Genomic DNA, 18,394 nt, shown 5'->3' with positions numbered 1-18,394 from the left:
TAACAAGACCCGAATGAGGTGCCCTCCATGCTGACCGTCTATAGCGACGATCACCGTCTCCACTTCGGCCAGTCGGAACTGGTCGACGGCAAACTCCAGCCCTGTTTCGAAATGCCCAGCCGCGCGGACACCGTGCTGGCGCGGGTTCGCCAGCAGGAAATCGGTGAGGTGATCGAGCCGAAGGACTTCGGCCTGGAGCCCATCCTGCAGGTCCACGACGCCGCCTACGTGGAGTTCCTCAAGGGTGCCTGGGATCGCTGGGCCGCCGACGGCCATAGCTGCGACATGCTCCCCAGTACCTTCCCGGCGCGCCGCCTGCGCCGCGACGGCCCCATTCCTACCGCGCTGCATGGCCAGCTCGGCCACTACTGCTTCGACACCGAAGCGCCGATCACCGCCGGTACCTGGCAGGCCGTGTACAGCTCCGCCCAGGTGGCGCTGACCGCCCAGGATCATATCCGCCAGGGCGCCAACACCGCCTTCGCCCTCTGCCGTCCGCCGGGACACCACGCCGGCAGCGACTTCATGGGCGGCTACTGCTTCTTCAACAACGCCGCCATCGTCACCCAGGCCTTTCTCGACCAGGGCGCCAAGCGCGTGGCCATCCTCGACGTCGACTACCACCACGGCAACGGTACCCAGGAGCTGTTCTACGAGCGCAGCGACGTGCTCTTCGCCTCCATCCACGGCGACCCGCTGGTGGAATATCCCTACTACCTGGGCCATGCCGACGAGCGCGGCGAAGGCGAGGGCACAGGCTTCAACCACAACTATCCGCTGCCCCACGGTACCGGTTGGGATGGCTGGTCTGCCGCCCTCGACGATGCCTGCCGCAAGATCGCCGCCTACGCGCCGGATGCCCTGGTGATCTCCCTCGGTGTGGACACCTACAAGGACGACCCCATCTCCAAGTTCAAGCTGGACTCGCCGGACTACATCCGCATGGGCCAGCGCATCGCCGCACTCGGCCTGCCCACCCTGTTCATCATGGAGGGCGGCTACGCAGTGGAGGCCATCGGCGTGAACGCGGTGAACGTGCTGCAAGGTTACGAAGGGGCCGCCCGATGAAGGCCCGCATCCTGCTGGCGGGGGCCCTGTTGGGCGCCTCGCTGAACGCTGTCGCCGAGCCGGAGGTACGCATCTACAACTGGTTCGACTACATTGGCCCGAACACCCTGAAGGACTTCCAGGCCGCTTCTGGCATCAAGCCCCAGTACGACGTCTACGACAGCAACGAAGTGCTGGAGGCCAAGCTGCTTTCTGGCCGTTCCGGCTACGACCTGGTGGTGCCCAGCGACGGCTTCCTGCCCAACTACATGAAGGCCGGCGTGTTCCAGCCGCTGGACAAGAGCAAGCTGCCCAACTGGAAGAATCTCAACCCGGGGCTGCTCAAGGTGCTGGCCGCCAAGGACCCGGGCAACCAGTACGTGATGCCCTACATGTGGGGCACCAACGGCATCGCCTACAACGTCGACAAGGTGAAGGCCGTGCTGGGTGAAAACGCGCCGGTGGACTCCTGGGAGCTGATCTTCAACCCGGACAACCTGGCCAGGCTCAAGCAGTGCGGCGTGGCCTTCCTCGACTCGCCCACCGAGGTGATTCCGGAGGTGCTGCACTACCTGGGCCTGCCGCCCAACAGCCGCAATCCGGACGATTACAAGAAGGCCGAGGAATTGCTGGCGAAGCTGCGCCCGAACGTGAGCTATTTCAGCTCGTCGAAGTTCGTCACCGACCTCGCCAACGGCGAAGTCTGCGTGGCACTGGCCTGGTCGGGCGGCGCCATGCAGGCCGCCGCCCGTGCGAAGGAGGCCGGCAATGGGGTGAAGGTGGAGTACCGCATTCCCAAGGAAGGTACCGCAGCCTGGTTCGATGTGCTGGCGATTCCGAAGGACGCCAAGAACGTCGAGCAGGCCCATGCCTTCCTCAACTACCTGCTGCAACCCGAAGTCGTCGCGCCCATCTCTGACCATGTCGCCTACGCCAACCCCAACCAGGCGGCGGACTCGCTGATCTCCGCGGAGCTGCGCGACAACCCCAACGTCTACCCGCCGGCCGAGGTGCAGGCCAGGCTGTTCTCGGTGGAGATGCTGCCGCCGAAGCTGGAGCGCGTCCGTACCCGCACCTGGACCAGGATCAAGACCGGGACCTAGCTACGCTCCTCGCTGGTGCCTGCCTTTTGTGGGGGCGAAGTCATTCGCGAAGGGCCGCGCTGCGGCCCTTTTGCATTTCCTGTGGGAACGAATTCATTCGCGAATAAATTCGCTCCCACAGGGCAGGACTGCGTCCTGCTTGGCGAATGAGTTCGCCCCGGCAGGGTTGGCGCCCGGACGCGCCATCAGGGCACCCGCCAGGAGCAGCCCCGCGCCGGCCGCATAGAGTGCCGGTTGCAGATCGCCGCTGAAATGGCTGCTGGCAGCCGCCAGCAGCGGGCCGGCAAGTTGCCCGAGGGCGAAGGCGGCGGTCAGCAGGCCGACGTTACGGCTATGGCCCTGCGGGTCCAGTTCGCGGGCGTACTGCATCACCAGTTGCATCCCGGCGAGGAAGGGGCCGCCGCTTAGGATCACCCCCAGAACCAATCCGGCCATGCCCGGCAGGGTGCAGGCGAGGGTGCCCAAGGCTTGTAACCACAGCGCGACCACCAGCCAGCGGCGAGTGCCACCGGGCCGCTGGCGGCGCAGGCTGACCAACACCACGCCGATGGCTGCCGCCAGGCCGAAGGCCGGCCAGAACAGGTCCGCCTGCCATTGACCGTGGAAGCGCGCCGCAGCCATCTGCGAAAGGAAGGTGGCGGGGATGATGTAGCCCAGGCCCACCAGGCCATAGGCAGCGAGCAGCGCATACAGGGAGCGCGGTCGCCGTGGGACGGGTTGGATCGTCGTCACGGTTGGCGCTTGCGGATGGGGCAGCAGCGGATGGGTAGCCAGGGTCAGCAGAAGGGCCAGAACGCCGAAGGCCAGCCAGAGCATGGCCGAACCCTGGCCTTGCAGGTTCAGCTCCAGGGCCAGCGCGCCGGTCAGCATCACGCCGAAGGCGGGGCCGGCGAATACCAGGCTGCCCAGGCGGGGCCTGTTGGCCTCTGCGGCGATGCGCTGGCTGAGGCCGGTGACCACCACCAGCACCCAGGCGCTGGTCACCCCCAGGGCGAAACGCAGCAGCACATGGGGCCAGAAGCCTTCGGCCAGCGCGGAAGCCAGGGTCAGCAGGACGGTGGCCCAGAGCCCCGCCACCAGACGTAGCCGTGCCTGTCGCGGGGAGCTGGCATAGAAAGCGTCCAGGGCTCCCACCAGGTAGCCCAGGTAGTTGGCGGCGGCTACCAGGCCGGCACCGGTAAGGCTCACCTGGCCTTCGGCGATCAAGTGTGGGAGCAGCGGAGTCAGGGCGAAGCGACCGACACCCATGGCGACGATCAGGGCGAACAGGCAGGCCATCAGGCGGATCAGCGGTGGCATGGGAGGGCTCCGGTGCTGGTCATCGGAATTCCATGCTAGGGGCTGGATGTGTTCAATAAAAACGAATAAAAAAGAACAAATATGTTCTGTTTGATTGAATGGATAATCCATGGAACTCAGCCAGCTCCGCATCTTCCAGGCCGTGGCCGAGGAAGGCTCCATCACCCGCGCGGCGTCGCGCATGCACCGGGTACCGTCGAACCTGTCCACGCGCCTCAGGCAGTTGGAGGAGAGTCTGGGCGTGGAGCTGTTTCTCCGTGAACGCCAGCGCCTGACCCTGTCACCGGCGGGCAAGGTGATGCTGGGCTACGCCGAGCGCATGTTCGCCCTGCAGGCCGAGGCCGAGGCTGCCCTGCGCGGTGGTGAGCCGGCGGGGGATTTCGTCATCGGCTCCATGTTCAGCACCGCCGCCATCCACCTGCCGCCCATTCTCGTGCGCTACCACCGCACCTGGCCGGCGGTGAACCTGCAGGTGCAGACCGCACCCAGCGGTGAATTGCTCGATGGCCTGCTCGGTGGCCGCCTGGATGCCGCCCTGGTGGATGGTCCGGTTGAGTTCGCCGAGCTGGATGGTCTGCCGCTGTTCGAGGAGGAAATGGTGCTGATCACCGAGGCCGCCCATGGGCCGGTGAAGTCGGCACAGGACGTGGCCGGGCTGGAGGTGTTCGCCTTCCGCCAGAGCTGCTCCTATCGCCGTCGCCTGGAGGGCTGGTTCGTGGCCTCGCGAGTGCCGATGGCGCCGCCCATGGAAATCGAGTCCTACCACAGCATGCTGGCCTGCGTGATCGCCGGGGGCGGCATCGCCCTGGTGCCGCGCTCGATGCTCGATAGCCTGCCGGGACGGGACGAAGTGCGGGTTCACCAGCTGGACGCGCCGTTCAACCGCGCCACCACCTGGCTGATGTGGCGCAAGGGCATGCTCGGGGCGAACCTGCGGGCCTGGATCGACCTGCAGCAGGGGCGGTCCCAGGCGTCGTAAGAGCGAATCTGGATTCGTTTGTGGACCGGTTCGCAGGGTTTCGGTGCGCACGGCGCGCCCTACGGGGAAGTTCCTGGTCAGTGTTGAATGAAGTGAGATACATCGGCAATTGCACTGAAGTTTCAGTAAGTAAGCGGCGATCCTCCGGTAAGACGTTTCCCGTATACCGTTCAGCGGTTTGATTCAGATCAGTAGGAAATTTCAGGGCGGGCGTATTTTGGATCTTGCCCGGAGCAACTAAGCTCCTGACGAGGGTGGCCCAAGAAGCACGGGCCACCCGACCATCGTCCCAGGAAAGGGGGTCAAGCATGAGAAAGCGGCTAGAAGCGTGGATGTGGCAACTGGGTGTCGCGCTGGGCCTGATCGAGGCACCGCGCCTGCAGCCCATTCCGGTCCGGAGTGAAGAGCAGCGCCGCCTCGCCGAGCAGCGCCGCCTGAGGAAGTGACCGGCTCACTCGTGAGCGCGTAGCCAGTTGTCCGCCAACTCGCGCAGGCGCTCACCGGAGAAACTGGCGAAGTGACCGCCATGCACGGTGCGCACCGGAAGGTCGCGCAGCCGTGCGAGGCTCTTGGCGTAATCATCCAGATTCGAGTGGTAGGCGTTATCGATCAGCGGGCCGTCGTAGATGATGTCGCCGCTGAACAGTGTCTGCGTCTTCGCTTCCCACAGGCTGATGCCGCCCGGTGAATGGCCGGGGGTATGCAGCACCTCCAGCACCCGATTCCCCAGGTCCAGCACATCCCCCTCATCGATCAGGCGTGTCGCCGGCGCCGCCTTCACGCGGTATTCGGCATAGCACAGCGGGCAGTCCGGGTGCGCCTCGAACATCTCGTCGCCGACATAGTCCTTGGCCAGGGTGTTTTCGCCCGTGGGCGTGGCCAGGATGTGCGCTTCTGCCGGATGGACCAGGCGCTCGGGGAATTCGTGATGCCCGGCGATATGGTCGAAGTGGGTGTGGCTGGCCACCGCCAGCAGCGGGCGCTGGGTGAGCCAGGGCAGCTGTTCGCGCAGGCTGACGACGCCGGAGCCGGAGTCGATCAGCAGGTCCTTGTCGCGGCCCTGAACGTGCCAGAGGTTGCAGCGGTAGAAGGGCCGCACGAATGGCTCACTGATCAGGCTGATGCCGTCGTAGCGGTGCTCGACTTCGAACCACTGGTCGCGGCTGACGATTTTCATGGGGTGCTCCGTGCCGGTTGATGCCACGTGGCTGACTGTGGGGCGGAAATCTGTGGGGGTGAATTCATTCGCGATGGGCGGCGTAGCCGCCCCTGGATGCTCCAGGCAGACCTGCGGTCTGCATAGCGAATGAATTCGCCCCCACAGGAAAACCATGTATTCAGCCTAGTCGCAGCTCGATGGGGAACAAAAAAAGCCCCGGTCGGCAATGCCGATCCGGGGCCCGGAAAGGCCACCTCCGGGAAGAGGCGGCAGTGCATGTCAGGCCAGCTCGGCGGTCTCCGCAGAGCTGCGGGACAGCAGGCTGATCACCACGAAGCTCACCGCGCCTACAGCCAGGCTGTAGTAGATCGGGGTATTGGCTTCGAGGCCATCGGTGAACATGAAGACGCAGGCGGTGATGCTGCCCAGGACCATGCTGGCGATGGCGCCGGCGGTGCTGGCGCGCTTCCAGTAGATGGCGCCCAGCAGCGGGATGAGCATGCCGCCTACCAGCAGGTTGTAGGCCAGGGTCAGGGCACTGATCACGTCGCTTACCACCAGGGCGATGCCCAGTACCACCACACCCAGCAGCAGGGTGAACAGACGGTTCTTGTGCGCGTCGCCTTCGTCATCGGCCTTGCCACCCAGCAGCGGCCAGAGGTCCTGCGCGGCGGTGGTGGAGGCGGCCAGCAGCCCGGCGCTGGCGGTGGACATCAGGGCCGCCAGGGCGGCTGCGACTACCAGGCCACGGACACCGTCCGGCAGCGTGGTGTCGACGATGGTGGCGAAGGCGTTGTTGACGTTGTCCAGATCAGGCAGCAGCACCTTGGCAGCCATGCCGATCAGGGCGCCGGCCAGGCCGTAGAGTACGCAGTAGACACCAGCGGCGGTACCAGCGACCTTGGCGACGGTCTCGGTGCGGGCGGTGAACACGCGCTGCCAGATGTCCTGGCCAATGAAGATGCCGAAGAAGTAGATCAGGAAGTACGTGATGATGGTGTCCCAACCGATGGCGGTCAGGGAGAAGTAGCTTTCCGGCAGCTTGGCTACCAGGGCGTCCCAGCCGCCAGCGTCACTCATGGTCATCGGCAACAGGATGAATACCAGGCCGATGGTCATGATCATGAACTGCACGATGTCAGTCAGGGTCAGGGACCACATGCCGCCGATCGTGGAGTAGGCGACCACGATGCCGCCGCCGATCAGCACGGAAACCCAGAACGGCAGGCCGAACAGGACCTGCATCACGGTGCCGATGGCGATGGTGGAGGTCGCGCCGATCATCAGGGCGTACACCAGCATGATGGCGGCGCTGGCATGGCGGGCGGTCGGGTTGTAACGACGCTCCAGTACCTGGGTCACGGTGTAGATCTTGAGCTTCAGCAGCGGCTTGGCCAGGAACAGGCTGATGCCCATGATGCCGAAGCCGAGGCTGGCGCACAGCCAGAAACCGGAAATGCCATGGACGTAGCCCAGGCGTACGGTGCCGATGGTGGCGGCGCCGCCGAGTACGGTGGCCGCCATGGTGCCGAGATAGAAGCCTGGCCCGAGGTTGCGGCCGGCCACCAGATAGTCCTCACGGGTCTTGGCACGGCGCATGCCGTACCAGCCCAGTGCAAGCATGGCAGCTACGTATAGGAGTACTACGAAAATATCCAAAGCCATTACAGGTCTCTCTTTCTATTGTTGTCGCCGCGGTTCGCAAAGCCGCGACAGGTGTTGCAAGGCGCGCAACGCTTCACACTGCGCCGTTATCAAGCAATCCCGCTTGTCCTAGTCCTTGTATTCGGGGCACTCCCTTTCGAGCTTTCTCAGCCAGGCTTCCCAGACCAGCTGGCGCTGCCACTCGCAGGCCTGGAACTGTTCGCAGGCGTGCGTGCTGAGCTCGTCGGACATCTCGCGGATGCCGCGCAAGGAGGCGGCGGCGACCTGGATCTCGCACGCCTTGTTCAGGTAGTACATGACGTAGAAGGCGTCGGCGACGCTGGCGCCGACGCTGAGCAGGCCATGGTGGCGCAGCATCAGGGCGATGTTGTCGCCCAGCGACGCCACCAGGCGCTCGCGCTCGCCCAGGTCCAGGGCGATGCCTTCGTAGGTGTGGTAGCCGACCCGCTGATGGAACTCGGCGCTGATCTGGTTGAGCTGGGCCAGGCCGTTGTCCGCCGCAGCCACCGCCATACCCGCGAGGGTATGGGTGTGGATCACGCAGTGGGCATCGGCGCGGGCCATGTGTACGGCGCTGTGGATGGTGAAACCGGCGATGTTGTAGTCGGCGTTGCCTTCCACCACGCGGCCGTGCATGTCGACCACGATCAGGTCGCTGGCGCGGATCTCTTCGAACATCAGCCCGAACGGGTTGATCAGGAAGCGCGGCTCCACGCCCGGCAGGCGCACCGAGAAGTGGGTGTAGAGAGTGTCATCCCAGCCGAACAGGGCGGCCAGCCGGTAGGCGGCCGCCAGGTCACGACGCAGGATGGCTTCGTTCTGTGCGTTCATCAGTGACGGATCTGCGAAAGGAAGGCCCGGGTGCGCGGGTGCTGCGGGTTGTCGAAGAACTCGGCCGGGGTGGCGGTTTCCACGATCTGGCCGGCGTCCATGAACACCACGCGATCGGCTACCTTGCGTGCGAAGCCCATCTCATGGGTCACGCAGAGCATGGTCATGCCGTCCTGGGCCAGCTCGGTCATCACTTCCAGCACTTCGCCGACCATTTCCGGGTCCAGCGCCGAGGTGGGTTCGTCGAACAGCATCACCTTGGGGTTCATGCACAGGGCACGGGCGATGGCCACGCGCTGTTGCTGGCCGCCGGAAAGCTGGCCGGGTTTCTTGTGCGCCTGGGAGCCGATGTGCACGCGATTGAGGTAGCGCAGGGCCAGTTCCTCGGCTTGCTTGCGGCCCATTCCGCGGACCTTCATCGGCGCCAGGGTGCAGTTCTCCAGCACCGTCAGGTGGGGGAACAGGTTGAAGTTCTGGAACACCATGCCCACTTCGCGGCGCACGTGGTCGCTGCCGGACTTGGTGGAAATGTCCTGCTCTTCCACCGTGATGGTGCCGGTGTCATGGGGATTGAGGCGGTTGATGCAGCGGATCAGGGTCGACTTGCCGGAGCCCGAGGGACCGCAGATGACGATCTTCTCGCCCTGGCGCACGGAGAGGTTGATGCCTTGCAGCACCTGGAAATCCTCATAGCGCTTGCCGACGTTCTGCAGACGGATGATTTCGTTCATGACGCTCTCCTCAGATACGGCGCATGCGAGCCAGGGTGCGTTGCACCAGGCCGACGGACTTGCTGCTGGTACCGGTGTGGGAATCCCACGCCAGGCGCCGTTCGAGGCCACCCTGCATCCAGGTCAGGGTGTAAACCATGACGAGGTAGTAGACGAGGGCGACGGCGTAGTACTCGGAGAACTGGAAGGTGGTGGAGACCGTTTGCGAGGTCACTGCCATCAGTTCCTGCAGGGAAATCACCGACGCCAGCGAGGTGATCTTCAGCAGGGTGATGAATTCGTTGGCGGTCGGCGGCACGGCGATGCGCGCGGCCTGGGGCATGATGACGTAGCGGAAGATGTGCCAGCGCGACAGACCCAGGGCGTGGCCGGCGGCGTACTGGCCCTTGTCCACGGCTTTCAGCGCGGCGCGGTTGATCTCCACCTGGTAGGCGGCTTCGTTGATCGACAGGGCGATCCAGGCGGCGATGAAGGGGGTGAACCACTCTTCGCGGAACACCGGGAAGAACTGCGGCAGCGCGTTCCACACGAACAGCAGCTGCAACAGGGTAGGGGCGCCACGGAACACGCTGAGTACGCCGCGCAGGGTGGTGCGCCAGGCATTCGGCGGGCCGTCCAGGGCCAGGGCGCAGGGAATGGAAATCAGGATGCCAACGGAATGGGAAACCAGCGCCAGCACCAGGGTGATGCAGGCTCCGCGGAAAAAGTGCCAGGACGTCAGGGCGTCCCAGAAGACAGTCACATCGAAGTTCATGTACGTGTCCTGCGTGAATGAAAGCGTGCCGTTGCACCCTCTCCCGCTAACGGGAGAGGGGCGAGGCGTTGGCCGTGCTTACTGCGCGGCGGTTTCCAGGTTGGCTGGATCGAGCTTCCATTTCTCGGCGATGGCCTTGAGGGTTCCATCGGCTTTCAGTGCAGACACGGCGTCCTGAACGGCCTGCTTGTCTTCCGGGCTCGGACGCATGTATGCGCCGAAGATGTCCTTCTCGGGGAAGGCGTAAAGGGTCTTGAACTGGCCGGGGGTCTGCAGTTCGCGATAGGCCAGTTCGGTGTCCTGGGACAGGCCGGCGGCGGCGCGGCCTACCAGTACCTGCTGGGCCACGTCGCTGCCTTTCGGATAGGTCTGCAGGGTGGCCGGGGTCTTGCCGGCGGCCTTCAGCTGCTCATTGAGCTTTTCCATGATGGTCACGTAGCGGGTGCCGGACTGCACCGCCACTACCTTGCCCGACAGGTCATCCAGGGTGTTCAGCTTCAGGTCGCTCTTGCCGCTGCCGAAGACGATGGTGGCGCTGGCGAGGTAGGCCACGGCATGGAGCTTCTGGGTGCGCTCGGGGGTGATCAGGGTACCGCTGATGACTGCGTCGCAACGCTTGGCGTCCAGGCCCGGCAGCAGGCCGGTGAATTCGGTGACGATGAAGCGCGGCTTCACGCCCCAGTGCTTGGCCAGGGCGCGGATCAGGTCCGCATCGAAGCCGCTGGGCTCGCGGTCACCGGTTTTCTCGAAGAACTCCAGCGGCGGGAAAGTCGGATCGGAACAGACCTGGAAACTTCCCGAGCCCACGAACGAGGGCTTGTTGTCGGCGGCCATGGCGCCGCCGCTCAGGGTGGCGGCGAACAGGCCGGCGAGGGCGAACAGTTTCAGCGGACGATTGCTCATCGGTAACTCCTTCAAGGCGTATTGCAGTGGTTGTTGTTGTAGGCAGTCGCAATAAAGTGGAGCTAATTCGTGTCACGCAGCTTCAGGGGAACCCTGAGCGGGTACTTGGGAAGTCTTCGAGGGGACCCAGCGAGGGCCCTTGGGACCGTAGACGGCGGCCGGTTCCGGGAAGAGCGCCAGCAGTACCAGGTACAGCAGGGCGGCCGTGCCCAGAGTGACCGGCAGGCTGATATCGATGCCACCGGCCAGCTCGCCCAGCGGGCCGACGAACTGGCCCGGGAGGTTTACAAAGCATAGGCCGACCACGGCGCTCGGGATCCAGGCGCCCATGCCGCGCCAGTTCCAGCCGTTGGTGAACCAGTAGCGGCCGCCGGACAGGCCACGGGTGAAGACCTGCAGGTCGTCCGGGCAGTAGAAGCCGCGGCGGATGATCAGGCCGAGGATCATGATCACCATCCAGGGGCTGGTGCAGGTGATGATCAGCACGGCGAAGGTCGACACGCTCTGCACCAGGTTGAAGGCGAAGCGGCCGATGAAGATGAAGCCGATGGACAGCACGCCGATCATCACGGTGGCCTGCACACGGTTGAGCAGGCGCGGGAAGACCGAGGACATGTCCAGGCCGGTGCCGTAGAGCGAGGTGGTGCCGGTGGACATGCCGCCGATCACCGCAATCAGGCACACCGGCAGGAAGAACCAAGCAGGGGATACGGCCAGCAGGCCGCCGACGTAGTTGTTCTGGGCGATGTAGTCCGGTGCCTGCACGGCAACGATGGTCGCGGTGACCAGGCCGAACAGGAAGGGGATCAGGGTGGCGAACTGCGCGGCGATCACGGCCAGCATGATGCGCTGCCTGGAGGTTTCACGCGGGATGTAGCGCGACCAGTCACCGAGGAAGGCGCCGAAGGAAACCGGGTTGCTCATGGCCAGCAGGGCGGCGCCGATGAAGGCGGCCCAGAAACCTTCCTGGCCGAGGTTCACGGAGCCGGAATAGGCGGCGTCGAACGGGCCAGCGAAGGCGAAGATGCCCAGCAGGAACATGACGCTGGCGGCCCATACCGCGACCTTGTTCACCAGCAGCATGAAGCGGAAACCGTAGATGCACACCACCAGCACCAGCACGGCGAACAGGCCGTAGGCCAGGCCCAGGGTCAGGTCGGTTTCCGGCAGGTCGAACAGGCGCTTGGCGCCGCCCACCAGGGCGTCACCGGAGCTCCAGACCGACAGCGAGAAGAACGCGATGGCGGTGAGCAGGGAGAGGAAGGAACCAACGATACGACCATGCACGCCGAAGTGGGCGCCCGAGGACACTGCGTTGTTGGTGCCGTTCAGCGCGCCGAACACGCCCATCGGGGCGAGGATGAGCGAACCTGTCAGCACACCCAGCAGGATCGCCCAGAAGCCCGCCTCGAAAGAGAGGCCGAAGAGCACCGGGAAGCTGCCGAGTACAGCGGTAGCGAAGGTGTTTGCGCCGCCGAAGATCAGGCGGAACAGGTCCAGGGGGCCGGCATCCCGTTCGTGATCGGGAATCTGTTCGACACCGTGGGTTTCTATTCGGGTGACTGCGTGATCGTTGTTGTTGTTATGCATTTCCTGCTCTCCCAGGGAGCCTTGTCAGGTAGGCGGCAGATGCGCCGGCATGGCCGACAAGTGCTCATGACAGGCCAACCAGTGGCCGCTTTCTTGTTGCCGACGGAAAACGATGGTTTCCCGCTCGCGGCTTTCTATTTCTTCACCCTGGATGCGCAGGCGCGTGGCGACGTCGTGGTAGAAGATCGCCACGTCGCCCTGCAGGCTCACCACGGGGTTGAGGGATTGGCACGCCAGCACCTGGAAACCGTCGCGCTGCCAGCCTTCCCACAGCTCGCGATAAGCCGCGCGGGTGTGCAGCGGCTGCTCGCAGGTGTGGAAGACGAAACTGGCGTCTTCGCTGAAGGCAGCGAAGTAGGCTTCGGTATCGTTCGCGGCGAAGGCGGCCACCAGCTTGCTGGCGGCCTCCTGGACCTGTTGCTCGCTCATGGCTGAACTCAACGGCGCTCAACGCCCGGCAGGATGCAGAGCATTTCGTAGAGCAGGTTGGCGCCCAGCAGCGAGGTGTTGCCGGTGGTGTCGTAGGGCGGGGAGACTTCGACCAGGTCGCAGCCGATGACGTCCAGGCCCTGGCAGCCACGGATGATTTCCATCGCCTGGATGGTGGTCAGGCCGCCGATTTCCGGGGTGCCGGTACCGGGCGCCCAGGCCGGATCGATGCCGTCGATATCGAAGGAGAGATAAACCGGGCCGCCACCGACTTTCTCGCGGACTTCGGCCATCAGCGGAGCCAGCGACTTGTGCCAGCACTCTTCGGCCTGCACCACGCGGAAGCCCTGCTTGCGGCTCCAGTTGAAGTCTTCGGCGGTGTAGCCCTGGGCGCGCAGGCCGATCTGCACCACGCGGTCGCAATCCAGCAGGCCTTCTTCCACGGCACGGCGGAAGGTGGTGCCGTGGGCGATCTTCTCGCCGAACATGTTGTCGTTGACGTCGGCGTGGGCGTCGATGTGCACCAGGCCCACCTTGCCGTGCACCTTGTTGATGGCACGCAGGATCGGCAGGGTGATGGTGTGGTCGCCGCCCAGGGTCAGCGGGACGATGCCGTGGCCGAGGATGCGGTCGTATTCCTGCTCGATGATGCGCACGGCTTCCAGCAGGTTGAAGGTGTTGATGGCCACATCGCCGATGTCGGCCACGTTCAGCGAATCGAAGGGGGCAGCGCCGGTCGCCATGTTGTACGGGCGGATCATCACCGATTCGGCGCGGATCTGGCGCGGGCCGAAGCGGGTACCGGAACGCAGGGAGGTGCCGATGTCCAGCGGAACGCCAACGAAGGCGGCGTCCAGGGCGTCAAGTTCGGCAGGGGTCTGGATGTGCGGCAGGCGAAGCATGGTGGCGATACCGCCGAAACGGGGCATCTCATTGCCGCCCAGGGGCTGATGGAGTTTCTTGTCCACGGGGTGGCCTCACGGTTGTTGTGGTTGTAGGTAGTGGGCGGATTCTGGTGACAGTGCCATCACGGAAAAATCGCTGGCGGCAAATAATTACTTCAAGGATTTCTAAACTATCGGGAACGGGTAATATTTCCGCGCCGGCATGGATCGCCTGTTCTTCCTGTCGCTTCGATGGAGCCCCCCATGTCCACCGCCATGCCCGACCTGAAACTCCTGCGCATCTTCGCCAGCGTGGTCCGCAACCAGGGCTTTGCTGCCGCGCAGCAGGAGCTGAACCTCTCTACTTCGGCCATCAGCACCTACATGAGCCAGCTGGAAGGGCAGGTGGGCCTGACCCTCTGCCATCGCGGTCGCGGTGGGTTCAGCCTGACCAGCAAGGGCGAGCTGTACTACCAGGAGACCCTGCGCCTGCTGGGCGAGCTGGAAAGCTTCGAGCGCTACTCCGCGTCCCTCAAGGGCGAACTGCGCGGCACCCTGAACCTGGGCGTGCTCGACTCCACCGTGGGCGATCCGGCATTGCCGCTGGCCGAGGTGATCGGCGCCTACAGCAAGGAGCACGCGGCGGTGCACCTGCACCTCTCTGTGATGAGCCCCTACGACCTGCAACTCGGCGTCCTGGACAACCGCCTGGACCTCGCCATCGGCGCCTTCTCCACGCGCATGAACGGCCTGGTCTACCAGCCGCTCTACCGCGAGCAACACTGGCTCTACTGCAGCGAGCGGCACCCGCTGTACAGCGAACGGCGCATTCCCGCCGAACTCATCACCCAGCAGCGCATGGTGGGCCGTGGTTACTGGAGCCAGGCGGAACTGGCGCGCCATGGCTTCAAGCACAGCGCGGCAACGGTGGAGTCCATGGAGGCGCAACTGATCCTGGTGCTGTCCGGCGCCTACATCGGCTACCTGCCGGAGCACTACGCCCAGCCCTGGGTGGAGCAGAAGCGCCTGCGCGCCTTGCTGCCGGCCACCTTCGGCTACCAGGCGCCGTTCTCCATGATCCTGCGCCGGGGCCGCGCCAAGGAGCCGCTGATCCTCACGTTCCGCGACCTCCTGCGAGCCCAGTTGAACCTGCGCTGACGCCCTCGGGCTTTTTGAGAGGTGCGTCACATTGCTGATGGAATAACCACACTCCGGTCATGGGTTTGAAAGGCGCCGTGCTAGACCTTTTTTATCGGCGAGTAATGGCAATGCGCCCATGCACAGGAGTGGTCAGCCATGCGTCAGAATCTGCCCGTGACCCAGCGGGAGCGTACGTTCAGTGCCGATGAAAGGCTGATTTCCACCACCGACCTCAACAGCAAGATCACCTACTGCAACGACGCCTTCGTCGCCATCAGCGGCTTCACCCGCGAAGAGCTGCTCGGCCAGCCCCACAACATCGTCCGCCACCCCGACATGCCGCCTCCGGTATTCGCCCACATGTGGGACACCCTCAAGCAGGGCAAGCCCTGGATGGGGCTGGTGAAGAACCGCTCGAAGAACGGCGATTTCTACTGGGTCAGCGCCTACGTCACGCCGGTCTACGAAGACGGTCGGATGATCGGCTACGAGTCGGTGCGCTCCATGCCCAGCCGCGATCAGGTGGCTCGGGCCGATGCCCTCTATGCGCGCCTGCGCGCCGGCAAGTCGCCGGTGCCGCGGCTGGAGTACTGGACCTACGACTTCGTGCGTTCCTGGCCGGTGATCCTCGCCACCCTGGTTCTGGTGGCCGGCAATCTGCTGCTGCAAGGCTGGCCATCGCTGGTCCTGACCCTGGCGACCATGTTCGGCCTGGGCTCCTTCCAGCTGTACCGCTACCGGCAGACCATTCGCCGCACCCTGGCCGAGCATCCCAAGGCCTTCACCAGTGGCCTGGTGGCTCTGACCTACTCCGACAGCCGAGGCGCCCAGGCCTTGCTGGACATGGCCATGATCAGCGAAGAGGCGCGCCTGCAGACCGCCCTCACACGCCTGGAAGACGCCGGCGAAAGCGTCAAGCAGCGTGCCGCCGAGGCGGCGCGGCTATCGCGTTCGGAAGCCGAACTGCTGGAGCAGCAACGCAATGAGACGGACCAGTCGGCCACCGCCATCAACGAGATGGCGGCCACCATCCAGGAGGTCTCCCACAACGTCAGCCACACCGCCCATGCCGCCGAGGAAGCCGAACGCCTGGCGCGCCAGGGCAACGACCTGGCTGGCGAAAGCCTGGGCGCCATGCGCCACATGGCCGAGGCGGTGAGCGAGATCGGCCGCGCGGTGCATGACCTGGCCGAGTCCACCCACTCCATCGGCAGCGTGGCGGACGTGATCACCGCCATTGCCGAGCAGACCAACCTGCTGGCCCTCAATGCCGCCATCGAAGCGGCGCGGGCCGGCGAGCAGGGCAGGGGCTTCGCGGTGGTGGCCGATGAGGTGCGCACCCTGGCCTCGCGCACCCGCCAGTCCACCGAACAGATCCACGAAATCGTCGCTTCCCTGCGTGCCGGCGCTGAACGTGCCGTGGTCACCGCCAGCCGCGGCGAGGCCATTTCCCGCGACAGCGTGGACAGCGTGCAGGCCGTACGCGAAGCCCTGGAAGGCATCAGCCAGGCGGTGACCCGCATCACCGGCATGAGCCAGCAGATGGCCGCCGCGTCCGAGCAGCAGAGCCATGTGGCCGAAGACATCAGTCGGCAGATCACCCGCATCGCCCAGCTTTCCGATCACAGCGCCGGCCAGGCCCAGGAAGGCGCAGCCATCAGCCAGGACCTGGAGCGCATGGCGGACTACCTGCACAGCCTGGCGGAGCGGTTCAATCGCTGATGTGTGCATTTGTGGGAACGAAATCATTCGTGAATGAATTCGCTCCCACGGCCCTGTGGCACACTGCGCGCCCCAGGAGACCGCCATGCCCCGCCCGAGTTGCCCGCGCTGCCAGCGCCCCGAGTCCCATTGCCTGTGCCCGCTGATACCACACCTGGCCAGCCGCACCCGCGTGTTGCTGCTGCAGCACCCGAGTGAGGTCGGCCATGCGCTGAACACCGCACGCCTGGCCGCCCTGGGATTGGAAAATGCCGAGCTGCGTGTGGGGGAGCGCTTCGACGATCTGGCCGGAAGCCTGAGCGACTCCCGCTATCGCGCTTGCCTGCTGTTCCCCGGCGATGACGCCCGACCCGTCGCGGAAGTGGCGGGCGACGATCCGCGCCCGCTCCTGCTGGTGGTACCGGACGGCACCTGGCGCAAGGCGCGCAAGCTGCTCTATCTCAACCCCGAACTGGAAGCCCTGCCCAGGGTGACCCTGCCCGCGGGCCTGACCTCCCGTTATCGCCTGCGCAAGGCACCGATGGCCGGTGCGCTGTCCACCATCGAAGCCATCGCTGCCGCCCTCGATATTCTCGAGGCACCGAATCGTTTCGACGAGCTGCTGCGGCCGTTCGAGGTCCTGATCCAGGGACAGATCGAGGCGATGGGGGAGGAGACCTTCAGGAAGAATCATGGCTCATGACGAGCGCCGATGCAGGGCATTGGCACAGCCTGCTCCATGCGGCAGCGAGTTCATTCGCGAGGGACCAACGGCCCGTGGGGCCGCATCGCGAATGCATTCGCTCCCACAAATGCCTTACCGCTCGCGCATCGCTTCCTGCCGCGCCTTCAGCACAGGTTTCAACAGGTAATCCAGCACGCTCTTCTGGCCGGTGATGATGTCCACCGTGGCGACCATGCCCGGGATGATCAGCAGCGGATGGTCGTCCTTGCCCAGGTGGCTCTTCTCGGTGCGTACCTGGATCAGGTAGAAGCTCTTGCCTTCCTCATCCTGGATGGTGTCGGCGCTGATCAGCTCCAGGTCTGCCTTGAGGCCGCCGTAGATGGTGTAGTCGTACGCGGTGAACTTGACCATCGCCTTCTGCCCTGGATGCAGGAACGCCACGTCCTGCGGGCGGATGCGCGCTTCGATCAGCAGGCTGTCTTCCAGCGGCACCACTTCCACCAGGTCGCTGCCGGGCTGGACCACGCCGCCGATGGTGTTGACCTTGAGCTGCTTGATCACGCCGTGCACCGGCGAGACCACGGTGGTGCGGCTGACGCGGTCGTCGATGGCCTTGCTGGTGGAGGTGATCTTCGACAGCTCGGTGCGCGCCTCGTTGAGCTCCTTGAAGGCGTCGGAGCGGAACGACAGCCGGCTTTCCTCCATCTTCCGCTCGATCTCCGATACCGCCGCCTCGGCGCGGGGAATGGCCAGGTTGGTGGCTTCCAGCTCGCCGCGCGTTTCCACGGCGCTGCGCTGCAGGCGGAGGATTTCCACCTGGGCGATGGCACCGGACTTCACCAGCGGCTGGGACATGTTCAGCTCCTGCTGGATCAGCCCCAGGCTGGAGCGGTACTGCTGGCTCTTGGAGCGGAATTCGGCCAGTTCCTGCTTTTTCTGCCGCAGCTGCTCGCTGAGGATGCGTTGCTCGCTTTCCAGGCGCTCGTTGCGCGCGCGGTAGAGGGATTGCTCGTCTTCGGCCAGTTGCGGTGCGTCGCGGGTGATTTCTTCGGGCAGGACCATTTCGCGGCCTTCGGCCTCGGCGGACAGGCGTTCGACCTTGGCCGTCAGCGCCAGACGGTCGGCTTCGGTCTCGCCCTTGTTCGAGCGGAAGCGGGTGTCGTCGAGGCGCAGCAGGACTGTGCCCTTGTCCACCACCTGGCCCTCGCGAACGAGGATTTCGGAGACGATGCCGCCCTCCAGATTCTGGATGATCTGCACCTTGCTGGAGGGGATCGCCTTGCCTTCGCCGGTGGTGACTTCGTCCAGCACGGCGAAGTGCGCCCAGGCCAGTGCCACCAGCAGCAGGGAGCAGGCCACCCAGACGGTGATGCGGGTCGCCCGTGGAGAATCCTCCGCCATGGCGCCGGCCACTTCGGGCATGAACTCGGCATCGGCGCCATTGTTGCGGCCGAAGTAGGAGTGGGGCCTCTCTGCGCTGGCCATGCTGTGCCT

At 65.0% G+C, this 18,394-nt stretch carries 18 protein-coding genes; 7 read left to right on the top strand and 11 right to left on the bottom strand.

Annotated features, from left to right (window positions below):
* The first annotated feature begins 27 nt into the window (after positions 1–27).
* Positions 28–1,068, top strand: coding sequence for a histone deacetylase family protein (locus FXN65_RS19300; protein ID WP_151135406.1), 1,041 nt, complete (start codon positions 28–30; stop codon positions 1,066–1,068).
* Positions 1,065–2,150: an extracellular solute-binding protein gene (locus FXN65_RS19295; protein ID WP_151135404.1), complete on the top strand. Its 1,086-nt coding sequence runs from the start codon at positions 1,065–1,067 to the stop codon at positions 2,148–2,150. Before FXN65_RS19300 ends, FXN65_RS19295 begins: the two co-directional genes overlap by 4 nt.
* 93 nt (positions 2,151–2,243) lie before the next feature.
* Here the strand turns inward: FXN65_RS19295 and FXN65_RS19290 are convergent, their stop codons facing one another.
* Positions 2,244–3,449: an MFS transporter gene (locus FXN65_RS19290; RefSeq protein WP_151135402.1), complete on the bottom strand. Its 1,206-nt coding sequence runs from the start codon at positions 3,447–3,449 to the stop codon at positions 2,244–2,246.
* 109 nt (positions 3,450–3,558) lie between these two features.
* Between FXN65_RS19290 and ptrR the strand changes: the two genes are divergently transcribed.
* Both ptrR and FXN65_RS28005 read left to right on the top strand, forming a co-directional pair.
* Positions 3,559–4,428 carry a putrescine utilization regulator PtrR gene (gene ptrR, locus FXN65_RS19285; protein ID WP_151135400.1) on the top strand — a complete coding sequence of 290 codons (870 nt, stop codon included), beginning with the start codon at positions 3,559–3,561 and terminating at the stop codon, positions 4,426–4,428.
* A gap of 308 nt (positions 4,429–4,736) precedes the next feature.
* On the top strand, positions 4,737–4,874 hold the full coding sequence (locus FXN65_RS28005; RefSeq protein WP_178119365.1) for a PA1414 family protein: 138 nt from the start codon (positions 4,737–4,739) through the stop codon (positions 4,872–4,874).
* A gap of 5 nt (positions 4,875–4,879) precedes the next feature.
* Here the strand turns inward: FXN65_RS28005 and FXN65_RS19280 are convergent, their stop codons facing one another.
* The 9 genes from FXN65_RS19280 to speB form a co-directional block, all read right to left on the bottom strand.
* Entirely contained in the window at positions 4,880–5,605 is a 726-nt protein-coding gene (locus FXN65_RS19280) for an MBL fold metallo-hydrolase (protein WP_151135398.1), read from the bottom strand.
* 261 nt (positions 5,606–5,866) lie between these two features.
* Entirely contained in the window at positions 5,867–7,252 is a 1,386-nt protein-coding gene (locus tag FXN65_RS19275; protein ID WP_151135396.1) for a sodium:solute symporter, read from the bottom strand.
* A 108-nt stretch (positions 7,253–7,360) separates the two neighbouring features.
* On the bottom strand, positions 7,361–8,083 hold the full coding sequence (locus FXN65_RS19270) for a class II aldolase/adducin family protein (RefSeq protein ID WP_151135394.1): 723 nt from the start codon (positions 8,081–8,083) through the stop codon (positions 7,361–7,363).
* Entirely contained in the window at positions 8,083–8,814 is a 732-nt protein-coding gene (locus tag FXN65_RS19265; protein WP_151135392.1) for an amino acid ABC transporter ATP-binding protein, read from the bottom strand. Before FXN65_RS19265 ends, FXN65_RS19270 begins: the two co-directional genes overlap by 1 nt.
* Positions 8,815–8,824: 10 nt before the next feature.
* Positions 8,825–9,568: an amino acid ABC transporter permease gene (locus tag FXN65_RS19260; RefSeq protein ID WP_151135390.1), complete on the bottom strand. Its 744-nt coding sequence runs from the start codon at positions 9,566–9,568 to the stop codon at positions 8,825–8,827.
* Between the two features lie 78 nt (positions 9,569–9,646).
* Entirely contained in the window at positions 9,647–10,471 is an 825-nt protein-coding gene (locus FXN65_RS19255; protein ID WP_151135388.1) for an ABC transporter substrate-binding protein, read from the bottom strand.
* Positions 10,472–10,543: 72 nt separating this feature from the next.
* Positions 10,544–12,061: a purine-cytosine permease family protein gene (locus FXN65_RS19250; RefSeq protein ID WP_151135386.1), complete on the bottom strand. Its 1,518-nt coding sequence runs from the start codon at positions 12,059–12,061 to the stop codon at positions 10,544–10,546.
* A 24-nt stretch (positions 12,062–12,085) separates the two neighbouring features.
* Positions 12,086–12,490, bottom strand: a complete 405-nt coding sequence (locus FXN65_RS19245) for a YybH family protein (protein WP_151135384.1) — start codon at positions 12,488–12,490, stop codon at positions 12,086–12,088.
* A gap of 8 nt (positions 12,491–12,498) precedes the next feature.
* Positions 12,499–13,458, bottom strand: coding sequence for an agmatinase (gene speB, locus FXN65_RS19240; RefSeq protein WP_151135382.1), 960 nt, complete (start codon positions 13,456–13,458; stop codon positions 12,499–12,501).
* 180 nt (positions 13,459–13,638) lie between these two features.
* On the opposite strand from speB, the gene FXN65_RS19235 reads away from it, so the two are divergent.
* From FXN65_RS19235 to FXN65_RS19225, 3 genes are all read left to right on the top strand, one after another.
* Positions 13,639–14,532, top strand: a complete 894-nt coding sequence (locus tag FXN65_RS19235; protein WP_151135380.1) for a LysR family transcriptional regulator — start codon at positions 13,639–13,641, stop codon at positions 14,530–14,532.
* Between the two features lie 138 nt (positions 14,533–14,670).
* The gene (locus FXN65_RS19230) at positions 14,671–16,236 is read left to right on the top strand and encodes a methyl-accepting chemotaxis protein (protein ID WP_151135378.1); all 1,566 of its coding nucleotides are present in this window, start codon (positions 14,671–14,673) and stop codon (positions 16,234–16,236) included.
* Between the two features lie 85 nt (positions 16,237–16,321).
* Positions 16,322–16,918: a tRNA-uridine aminocarboxypropyltransferase gene (locus tag FXN65_RS19225; RefSeq protein ID WP_151135376.1), complete on the top strand. Its 597-nt coding sequence runs from the start codon at positions 16,322–16,324 to the stop codon at positions 16,916–16,918.
* A gap of 114 nt (positions 16,919–17,032) precedes the next feature.
* On the opposite strand, the gene FXN65_RS19220 is transcribed toward FXN65_RS19225, so the two are convergent.
* Entirely contained in the window at positions 17,033–18,385 is a 1,353-nt protein-coding gene (locus FXN65_RS19220; RefSeq protein WP_151135374.1) for an HlyD family type I secretion periplasmic adaptor subunit, read from the bottom strand.
* Positions 18,386–18,394: the final 9 nt, after the last annotated feature.

Origin of the sequence: Pseudomonas lalkuanensis (assembly GCF_008807375.1) — a bacterium.
Classification (GTDB): domain Bacteria; phylum Pseudomonadota; class Gammaproteobacteria; order Pseudomonadales; family Pseudomonadaceae; genus Metapseudomonas; species Metapseudomonas lalkuanensis.
This window is presented reverse-complemented; position numbering and strand designations above follow the sequence as displayed.

Bases quoted from the DNA above. Each gene is read 5' to 3' on its own strand.
- FXN65_RS19300 (WP_151135406.1), top strand. From the start codon at position 28: ATGCTGACCGTCTATAGCGACGATCACCGTCTCCACTTCGGCCAGTCG.
- FXN65_RS19295 (WP_151135404.1), top strand. From the start codon at position 1,065: ATGAAGGCCCGCATCCTGCTGGCGGGGGCCCTGTTGGGCGCCTCGCTG.
- FXN65_RS19290 (WP_151135402.1), bottom strand. From the start codon at position 3,449: ATGCCACCGCTGATCCGCCTGATGGCCTGCCTGTTCGCCCTGATCGTC.
- ptrR (WP_151135400.1), top strand. From the start codon at position 3,559: ATGGAACTCAGCCAGCTCCGCATCTTCCAGGCCGTGGCCGAGGAAGGC.
- FXN65_RS28005 (WP_178119365.1), top strand. From the start codon at position 4,737: ATGAGAAAGCGGCTAGAAGCGTGGATGTGGCAACTGGGTGTCGCGCTG.
- FXN65_RS19280 (WP_151135398.1), bottom strand. From the start codon at position 5,605: ATGAAAATCGTCAGCCGCGACCAGTGGTTCGAAGTCGAGCACCGCTAC.
- FXN65_RS19275 (WP_151135396.1), bottom strand. From the start codon at position 7,252: ATGGCTTTGGATATTTTCGTAGTACTCCTATACGTAGCTGCCATGCTT.
- FXN65_RS19270 (WP_151135394.1), bottom strand. From the start codon at position 8,083: ATGAACGCACAGAACGAAGCCATCCTGCGTCGTGACCTGGCGGCCGCC.
- FXN65_RS19265 (WP_151135392.1), bottom strand. From the start codon at position 8,814: ATGAACGAAATCATCCGTCTGCAGAACGTCGGCAAGCGCTATGAGGAT.
- FXN65_RS19260 (WP_151135390.1), bottom strand. From the start codon at position 9,568: ATGAACTTCGATGTGACTGTCTTCTGGGACGCCCTGACGTCCTGGCAC.
- FXN65_RS19255 (WP_151135388.1), bottom strand. From the start codon at position 10,471: ATGAGCAATCGTCCGCTGAAACTGTTCGCCCTCGCCGGCCTGTTCGCC.
- FXN65_RS19250 (WP_151135386.1), bottom strand. From the start codon at position 12,061: ATGCATAACAACAACAACGATCACGCAGTCACCCGAATAGAAACCCAC.
- FXN65_RS19245 (WP_151135384.1), bottom strand. From the start codon at position 12,490: ATGAGCGAGCAACAGGTCCAGGAGGCCGCCAGCAAGCTGGTGGCCGCC.
- FXN65_RS19235 (WP_151135380.1), top strand. From the start codon at position 13,639: ATGTCCACCGCCATGCCCGACCTGAAACTCCTGCGCATCTTCGCCAGC.
- FXN65_RS19230 (WP_151135378.1), top strand. From the start codon at position 14,671: ATGCGTCAGAATCTGCCCGTGACCCAGCGGGAGCGTACGTTCAGTGCC.
- FXN65_RS19225 (WP_151135376.1), top strand. From the start codon at position 16,322: ATGCCCCGCCCGAGTTGCCCGCGCTGCCAGCGCCCCGAGTCCCATTGC.
- FXN65_RS19220 (WP_151135374.1), bottom strand. From the start codon at position 18,385: ATGGCCAGCGCAGAGAGGCCCCACTCCTACTTCGGCCGCAACAATGGC.